7 protein-coding genes are annotated in these 6398 nt (G+C 72.9%); 2 read left to right on the top strand and 5 right to left on the bottom strand.

Translation table 11 applies throughout. From position 1 onward, the window contains the following. Window positions 1–135: 135 nt before the first annotated feature. Window positions 136–384, bottom strand: a complete 249-nt coding sequence (locus ACZ5VC_RS33130) for a hypothetical protein (protein WP_469123667.1) — start codon at window positions 382–384, stop codon at window positions 136–138. Between the two features lie 21 nt (window positions 385–405). After that, the gene (locus tag ACZ5VC_RS33125; protein WP_469123666.1) at window positions 406–687 is read right to left on the bottom strand and encodes a hypothetical protein; all 282 of its coding nucleotides are present in this window, start codon (window positions 685–687) and stop codon (window positions 406–408) included. A gap of 297 nt (window positions 688–984) precedes the next feature. Between ACZ5VC_RS33125 and ACZ5VC_RS33120 the strand changes: the two genes are divergently transcribed. After that, on the top strand, window positions 985–1524 hold the full coding sequence (locus ACZ5VC_RS33120; RefSeq protein ID WP_469123668.1) for a DUF6328 family protein: 540 nt from the start codon (window positions 985–987) through the stop codon (window positions 1522–1524). Window positions 1525–1632: 108 nt separating this feature from the next. Here the strand turns inward: ACZ5VC_RS33120 and ACZ5VC_RS33115 are convergent, their stop codons facing one another. Continuing rightward, complete coding sequence (locus tag ACZ5VC_RS33115) at window positions 1633–4419, bottom strand: hypothetical protein (RefSeq protein WP_469123665.1); 2787 nt, start codon at window positions 4417–4419, stop codon at window positions 1633–1635. Between the two features lie 224 nt (window positions 4420–4643). Between ACZ5VC_RS33115 and ACZ5VC_RS33110 the strand changes: the two genes are divergently transcribed. Further along, entirely contained in the window at window positions 4644–5210 is a 567-nt protein-coding gene (locus tag ACZ5VC_RS33110; protein ID WP_469123664.1) for a class I SAM-dependent methyltransferase, read from the top strand. 129 nt (window positions 5211–5339) lie between these two features. On the opposite strand, the gene ACZ5VC_RS33105 is transcribed toward ACZ5VC_RS33110, so the two are convergent. Both ACZ5VC_RS33105 and ACZ5VC_RS33100 read right to left on the bottom strand, forming a co-directional pair. Next, window positions 5340–5831, bottom strand: coding sequence for a PP2C family protein-serine/threonine phosphatase (locus tag ACZ5VC_RS33105; protein WP_469123663.1), 492 nt, complete (start codon window positions 5829–5831; stop codon window positions 5340–5342). After that, complete coding sequence (locus tag ACZ5VC_RS33100; protein ID WP_469123662.1) at window positions 5831–6271, bottom strand: hypothetical protein; 441 nt, start codon at window positions 6269–6271, stop codon at window positions 5831–5833. The genes ACZ5VC_RS33105 and ACZ5VC_RS33100 overlap by 1 nt, the downstream gene beginning before the upstream one ends. Window positions 6272–6398 lie beyond the last annotated feature (127 nt).

The following is a 6398-nucleotide window of genomic DNA, read 5'->3' as shown; positions in this document are numbered from 1 at the left end:
AAAAAAAAAAAAGAAAAAAAACAAAAGAAAGAAAAAAAAAAAAACACCACCCCCCCCCCCCCCCCCCCCCCCCCCCCCCCCCCCCCCCCCCCCCCCCCCCCCCCCCCCGCCCGCTCCGGGCACGCCTTCGCGCCCTCAGCCGCCCATTTCCGCGACGGCGGAATCCAGCGTGCCCGCCAGCGCGGTGAGGTCCTGTTCGGACGGTGATCGGGCGCCGAACCTCCCTCTGAGATCGCCGGCCGAGACCAGCTCCATGGCGCCGCGATAGCGGTCGGTGTCCAATTCCGCCGCAGGGACCACCAGGGCGCGGCCCCGGAGCACGATCAGCGTCGGCTCGTCCGCGCGCGGGCGCAGGAGGTCCCGGACGTGGTCCTCAGTGATCATGGATAGCCCCTTCCGGGAGCCTCACCTGTGGCGCTTGCGAGCGGCCGGAGTGTCCGTGAGGCCGCCCTTCCCGGAGCGCGGTACGCCACGCTTCTCACCGGTCGACTCCACACCGGCGAGGCTCTCCCCGTGGGCCGTACCGCCCTCGGTCTGGTAGCCCTCGCGGGCGCTCGCGGTTCCGGGTACGACCCGGTCCTTGGCCTGGCTCTCCGCACCGGAATGAGCCCCGGGGCCCCGGTCCACGCGCGAACCGGCCTTCCGCTCGGGCTCACGCTCGGGGTTCTGGGATTTCTTCGCGTTCATGAGGTGCTCCTCGTCCGGGTGACGGCCCCCGTGCGGTCGCCGGCTTCCTCAGCGAGCCGGCCATGCTCCTCCTGATCGGTCTAAGCGCTCAATGAGTCATGCGATCGGCGCGTACCCCGCCGTCCGCCGTGCATCCGTACGGCCGCGATCCGTCTTGCCGGGTATGTCCGTAACCTCATGCACCCGGGGTGTCCGCGCCCTGCTTCACCGCGGCAGTTCCCTCCATCGGCCTACACCGGCGAATGGCGGAGCACTGTGCGGGGTACACGCAATCACCCGAAGGAGGACGCCATGGCCATGACGGACAGCCAGTCACACATAGCCGACGTTGCGGAGGAAGCGGCTCCGTGCGAAGACGAACCGGGCCACGGCCCGCCGGAGAGCTCGCGAGAGCGCGTGAACCGGCGGTGGCAGGAAGTCCTTCAGGAGACCCGGGTCGCCCAGACGGGCGTACAGATCCTCTTCGGTTTTCTCCTCAGTGTCGCCTTCACCCCGGCCTTCCGGGACCTGGACACCTTCGACCGCGGCCTCTACGTGGTCACCGTCGTGCTGGGCGCCTCCTCCACGGCCGCGCTGATCGCTCCAGTCTCCATCCATCGCTGCCTCTCGGGCCTGCGCATGAAGGGCGAAGTCGTGGAGAGCGCCGGCCGTCTCATGGTCTGCGGCATGGTGCTGCTCGCCCTGACCATCGCCTGCACCCTGCTCCTCATCCTCGACGTCGTACTCCCCGGCCCCCTCGCCCAGGTGATCGTCGGCACGGTCATGCTGTGGTTCACGCTGTGCTGGTACGTCGTGCCCTTCCGGCTCCGCCGCAAAGCCACCCGGCGGGCGTCGTGACGCCCTGACCGAGGGCGGACACGGTCTGGTGCGGGCGTGGCACCGGCCCCCGCCGGGGACCGGTGCCACGTTCCTACCGAGCGGGTCCGGGCGGTCCGCCCGTCCGCGTCACGGCGCGTCCCGTACCGTGCCGGTGATCACCGGACCGGGCACCGGCTCCCAGTCGGCGTCGTAGACGGTCAGCCGCGCTCGCAGCGACTCCTTCGGCTCTTTCACACGGTCCGTGACCGTGGGGACGCTCACCTCTGAGCTCAGCTCGCCCGGGGGAACGGTGACCGGCAGCGTCGCGCCCTTCAGCGCCTCTGACAGCGGCCGGTCCGGATTCGGCGACTGGCCGAAGATCTCGTCGAGCCAACGCGGGTCGACGTCCTTGGTGGACAGCTCCACACCGCCCGCGACCGGCAGGAACGCGAGCTCGCCCATGATCTCGGCGTCGGCGGCCTCGGACAGCGACACCTTCCAGGTCAGATTGCGGCCCTCGACGACATCCGCGGCGACCGGTGTCACCGTGACCTTGGGCATCGCGTCGTCGTTCCGTGCGGTCACCCCGCCGTGGTGGGAGCCGACCACCGCGCCGCGCACGGCCTTGACGAACATGTCGCGGGTGACGTCGTAGCCGTAGCGGGTGTTGCCTCGCACCTTCACCGGCACGTCGATGTCATGACTTCCGTGGCCCACTGTCATGACGCGGGACGTCACGGTGTCCGTGCCCGGCTCGGGGACGAAGACGCGCACCTGTCCGCTGCCCTGTCCGGAGACCCGCACCGGGATGCGGTACGTCCTGACCCCGGAATCGCCCTCCATGACCGACAGCCGGCCGATGTCGACGCGCGCGAGCGCGGCGGGACGCGCCGCCGGTGTGCCGGGGCGCCACCCCCATGCGTCCATCAGCCACGCCTGCCCGGAGCCGGTGCGCGGTGTCAGTTCCAGGGCTTTGACGTGCTTGAGGTCCACGGCGGCCCGAACGGCCGCGGACAGCGGTAGGCGGATCTCGCGGCCCCAGTAGGAGGCGGTACGGTCGCTGCCCGGCAGCCCGTCGACGCGCGCCCGGCCGAGGGTCGCGCGCCGGCCCGAGGAGTCGGCGAGCGCGACATCCAGCTGGGTGCCCGTCGTGCCGGGCGGAACGATCACCCGTAGTGCCAGGGACTCGGCGCCCGCCAGGGAGACCGTGCGTTCCACGCGCACCGTGGTCGGGGCGCCGGCACGCGACCACCTCATCGCGACCGCGTCACGGCCCGGCTCCGGCGACGTCAGCCAGGAGGCGAAGTGCGGTGACGCCCCCCGTGTCTCGGCCGGAAGGCAGGCACGGGCGGGGTCGGGGTCGATCTGCTTGCAGAGCCGGCCGCCGGACACGGCGATCTCGGATCCGGGCAGGAAGGCGGGTGTCCGGTTCGCTCCGACGGCGTGGGTGAGCACCCGCGCGGGATCCGCCGAGGGCGCGCGCCGACCGGACCCGTCCAGCAGCGGTCGCACGCGGTCGTCGCCGCCGACGAACAGCCGGGCCGCGGCCGCGATGTACGTGGCGCCCGCGGCCTGTTGCCGCGTCGCGGTCAGACGGGACTTCTTGCCGGGCGTGCACACCGGGTCGGGCGTGTCACCGGACCAGAAGTCGTCGTCGGCCGGCGCCTTCGCCTGCCCCGGCGTCCACTCGGTGTTGAAGAAGTTGTGGTTGGCTCCGACCATGTACACGGCGCTGTGCAGGGCGGCGCCGCGGCTGACGCCCCGCGTGCCGTCGACGTAGATCTCCCCCTGCAGGTCGGACACATCGCCGTCGCAGCCCGGCAGGATGGTCACGGACGGCACGTCGGGAACCGGGTTCTGCCCGAAGACGGTGGGGCCGATCAGGACGTTGCCGCGGATCTTCCAGCGCACCGGGCCCCGGTGGCCGTCCTGGTCGGCGGGCGGCCGGAAGAGGCTGTCGAGCGCGGCGCGGTTGACGCCCTCCCCGCCCCGGGAGTGTCCGACGAGCAGGACCCGGGACAGGTCCGCCGAGGAGACGGCGCGTACGGCGGCGGGGGCGGCGGCCCGGTGCGCGGACCATTCCGCCCAGCGCGCGAGGTGGAGCCGTATCAGGGACGAGCGGGCCTGCGCGCCCCCGTCCTCGGCGCTGTCGTCCTGCCCGTTGACGCCGTTGGCGGAGATGGACAGGGTCACATAGCCCTGGGAGGCCAGGAGCTTCTGCGCGCCGAGATAGCCCTGGTGGCTCGGCACCGGCCGCGTGCCGGGTCGGCAGGGCCACTCGCCGCTCTGCTCGCCCGCCGCGCTGTAGCACGTGTAGTGACGTCCGTGCAGGAACAGGGCGACCGGCCGGCGCCCCGGGGCCCCGGCCGGTCCCACCACCGTGGCACGCATCTCGACAGGGGCGGGGAAGCCCGGCAATCGTACGGACCGCAGGGCGTATTCGCCGCTGACCGTGCGATAGGGGCCCGGTACCCCGGGGTCCACGGAGTTCGCCGGGAGCGGGGCTTCCGGCCGGGTTTCCCGCGGCGGCGCGGGGCGGAGCCGGGAACCGGGAACCGGGGCAGTCGCGTCCAGGCGGCGGCCGGCGGCCATCACCCGCAGTTCCGCCCCGGATCCGACGGCGGCGCCGTCGAGAGTCAGCCGGAACGTGCGCCCGTCCTCGGCGGCCACCGGACGGCCGAGCAGCCGGTCCCCGGCGTAGAACTCGACCCGGGCGTCGCCCATGGGCACCCGCTCGGGCGATGTCCACACCAGCTGCTTCCCGGCGCCCGTCCCCGTGACCCGCCAGTCCGCGGGGAGGCTCCCGCCGGCCGTGGTCCGCTGCGCGTTCGAGGGGGAAACGGGCGACGGCTGCGCGTGCGCCGGTCCCGGCGACGCCGCTGCCAGGGCGAGTACCGCCGCGGCCGCGGTCACCACACGTGTGACACGTATCAAGGTGGTCATCCTCATCATCGGTGTCGTCGGGGCGCCTCGGACATCCTCGGGACCCCTCGCCCCGGAGGACGACAACCGCCGTGCTTGAGTTGCCTCGTGTGGAGCCCGGGTTGGCAAATGAGCCTCGGGTGGCGGGAGTTGATGTCGGCGGTCTGGCAGGGCGACTCCCCCTGCTGCGAGGGTGGGTCCGGAGTACGCCACCGCCGTGAAGGGAAGGGCCGGCCGTGACACCGACCGACACCGAGTACTGGGAACCGCTGTGGGCCTCGGGGCGCCGCTACCGTCCGCTCGGCGACGAGGAGACCGCGCTCCTCGCCGAGCACGTGGGCCCCGGCGCCGGCAGACCGGCCCTCGACATCGGCTGTGGTGAGGGGGCCCTGGCCCGTCATCTCCACGAGAGCCTCGGCTTTCGCACGCTCGGCATCGACTGCTCGCCCACCGCGCTGGCCCTTGCCGCCCGCGCCCACGGCGATGTGCGTGGACTCGCCTTCCAGCGCCAGGACTTCGTCACCGACGATCCCGGCCGACTACCGCATCCGGCGTATGCGGTCATCACCTGCCGACTGGTCTACCGATGGGTCGAGGACAAGTCCGCCTTCCTGAACCGCGTACGCGCCCTGCTCGTGCCCGGCGGGACGTTCTGGCTCGTCGCCGAGTCGGCCGACCGTCTCGAAGGCGCCACGAAGTCCCGGGGGCTGACGGCCGCCGCATGCGAAGGCCTCACCGCGGGCTGGTCCACGCGACGTGTTCTCCGCCTCGACGGATTGCTGTGTTTCGCCCTGCGGCCGTGAGCACGTATCCGCAGGCCCTGCGTGGAGGGGCCCCGGCCGGGCGGCGCGAGCAATTCACAGGGTCGGCCGTTTCGCAGCCCGAGCCGTTCCCCGGCGCGAGCAGATCGGCGGGGCAGCCGTTCCGCGGGGTCAGTCGGGCAGGCGTTCGCTCGCCACCATGGCGGCGTCGTCGTCCAGCCGGCCACCCGGGATGTGGGCCAGCAGGTCGAGCCGCAGGTGCCCCAGAAGGGCCTGCGGCCCCTCGCCCGACCATTGGGCGAGGCGCTCGGCCAAGGGATAGAAGGCGCCGGACTCGTCACGGGCCTCAATGACGCCGTCCGTGTAGAGCAGGACGATGTCGCCCGGTTCGAAGGGGAAGGTGTCGGGAGCCAAGCCCGAGTCCGAGAACTCGGTGAGGCCGAGCGGCGGGGCCGGGTGGCGCACTTCGAGCGGGATGACCCGGCCGCCGCGCAGGAGCAGCGGCGGCGGGTGCCCGCAGTTGATCAGGTGGACCAGGGGCGCGTGGTCGGGCATGTCCAGGACGGCGGCGGTGATGAACGCCTCGCCGGGGGTGCCGGTGTCGGGTTCGTACGCGGCGGGGTCGTCCAGGTCCGAGGAGACGGTCCCTTCCAGATGGGCCATCAGTACGGGCAATTCGGCTGCTGGTGGGCGGCCGCGCGGAACGCGCCGAGGAGCAGCGCGGCGTCCCCGATCGCCTCCAGGCCCTTGCCCCGGACGTCACCGACGATGAGCCGCGTGCTCTGCGCCGTACGCGCGGCCGCGAAGAGGTCGCCGCCGATCTGGGCCTCCGCTTCGGCGGCCAGGTAGACGGAGGCGACGTGCAGGGTGCCGATCCGGCGCGGCAGGGGCCGCAGGACCACCTGCTGGGAGGCGCGGGCGATGGAGCGAAGCTGCCCGATCTGCCTCTCGTGCCGTTCTCGCAGATGGGCGAAGAAGGTGACGAACCGCGAGATCAGGGCCAGGGCGGTGAGCCGAAGGGTGTGGTTCAGGCCGGTGAGGCTGGTCCGGGACACCGCGACGCCCGCCCGGGCCAGGACGGCGAGGGCGCCGATGGCACCCATGGTCCTCGGGCCGGCGAACGAGGCGGTGACGGCGGGGGGGGGGGGGGGGGGGGGGGGGGGGGGGGGGGGGGGGGGGGGGGGGGGGGGGGGGGGGGGGGGGGGGGGGGGGGGGGGGGGGGGGGGGGGG

The organism is Streptomyces sp. NPDC033174 (assembly GCF_055577795.1).
The sequence above is the reverse complement of the archived record's forward strand: the minus strand, read 5'-3'. Positions and strand labels throughout refer to the sequence as shown.